The sequence below is a fragment of the Deinococcus pimensis DSM 21231 genome, from assembly GCF_000519345.1.
Taxonomy (GTDB): domain Bacteria; phylum Deinococcota; class Deinococci; order Deinococcales; family Deinococcaceae; genus Deinococcus_A; species Deinococcus_A pimensis.
Genome location: NZ_KI912655.1, coordinates 1 through 1,586, shown reverse-complemented (window position 1 = coordinate 1,586; position 1,586 = coordinate 1). Strand labels below are relative to the sequence as shown.

At 73.8% G+C, this 1,586-nt stretch carries 2 protein-coding genes; one reads left to right on the top strand and one right to left on the bottom strand.

The window, feature by feature from the left end:
- Positions 1–421, top strand: a 421-nt coding sequence (locus DEIPI_RS31660; RefSeq protein WP_045234479.1) for a Crp/Fnr family transcriptional regulator, incomplete at its 5' end; no start/stop codon positions are given.
- A 141-nt stretch (positions 422–562) separates the two neighbouring features.
- Here DEIPI_RS31660 and DEIPI_RS31655 read toward each other — a convergent pair.
- Positions 563–1,586, bottom strand: a 1,024-nt coding sequence (locus DEIPI_RS31655) for an N-acetylmuramoyl-L-alanine amidase family protein (RefSeq protein WP_045234478.1), incomplete at its 5' end; no start/stop codon positions are given.

The following is a 1,586-nucleotide window of genomic DNA, read 5'->3' as shown; positions in this document are numbered from 1 at the left end:
GCCCGCCGGGGCGGTCGCGCTGGAGGACGCGACGGTGCTGTGCCTGCCGGCGCAGCTCGTGCGGGACGTGGCGTTCCACTCGCCCGCGCTGGCGCGCGGCGTCGTGTCGTACTTCGCGCGGCGTCAGCGCGACCTGATCGAGCGGCTCCAGACGCTGCTGTTCAGCGAGCTCGACGAGCGTCTCGCGTCGCACCTGCTCGTCATGACGCGCCGGGAGGCGGTGTACCGCCTCCCGACGAACTCGGAGCTCGCGTCGCTGCTCGGGACGGTCCCGGAACTCGTGAGCCGCAAGCTCGGGGAGTTCTACCGTCAGGGCTTCGTGGACCTGCACCGTCGCGAGCTGCGCGTCCTGAACGAGGCGGCGCTCACGGCGCTCGCGGAGGGCAAGCGCCGCCGCGCCGCGCGGCCCGAGGAGAAGTGAACACTCTGGTCGGAGCCGGTGAGTGTTGTTCTCACCGGCTCCCGAGCGGAGCGAGTCACCACGACGGAGCGGGACGGAGCGCAATGGATGGCGTGCAGCGCAGCGGAACGGCATTCATGGAGCGGAGTCGCGCTCTGAGCCTCAGCGTCCGTCCGTGACGTCCGCGAGCGCGTCCTGCGGCAGCAGGAACTCGCGGATGCCCCATGCGATCCCCGCCGCGACCCGGTCGAGGTACGCGGGCGACTGCAGGTTGAGGCCGTCCACGGGGTGGCTCGCGAAGCCGATCTCGACGAGCGCGGCGGGCACGCGCGCCTTGCGCAGGACCGCGAGGCTGTTGCGGTGGACGCCGCGCGAGCTCGCGCCCGTGAGACGCGTCACGGCGCTCTGCAGGCTCGCGGCGAGCGCGGCGCTGCCCTCATCGTTGGGGTACCACCACGTCTCGACGCCGTAGCCGCGCAGGGCCATGTTCTTCTCGAGGCTGTTGACGTGGATGCTGACGAGCAGCGTGGAGGGTGGCGTGCCGAACGCGGCGCGTCCGGCGAGGTCCGTCTGCTTGTCCGTGCTGATCTGCGTGTCCGTCTCGCGGGTCAGCACGACCTCCGCTCCGGCGGCGGCGAGGATCGCGCGGACGCGGCGGGCGACGTCGAGCGTGACGACCTTCTCGACGACGCTGCCGATCGCGCCGGGGTCCACGCCGCCGTGCCCGGGGTCGAGGACGATCCGCACGGGGGACGTGAAGGCGGGCAGGGTGACGTCGGCGGTCGTGACGGGCGTGACGTCCGCGAGGGCGGGGGAGAGGTCCACGACGAGCCGCTGGTTCGTGGAGCCCTCCCCGGAGGGCAGCAGGGCGCTGCGGTAGCCGCTGCGCGCCCCGAGCGCGAAGGTGGGGCGCAGCGTGAGGACCGCGCCGCCGTTTCCGGGTTCGAGCCGCCACTCGGCGAGCTCGGGGGAGACGTTGCGGGCGCTCGCGGCGCCGACGCTGACGTTCTGGAGGGTGACGCGCACACCCGCGCCGCTCGGGGCGACGGTGTAGGTGACTCCGGCGGGCAGGTCGAGGACGACGCGGGTGAGGCCCGGGTTCTTCCCGACGCGCGGGGCGGCCACGGGCACGGGCCTGGCGGGCACGAGCGTGACGGTGGGCTTCACCGCGGGGGCGGGCGCGGCG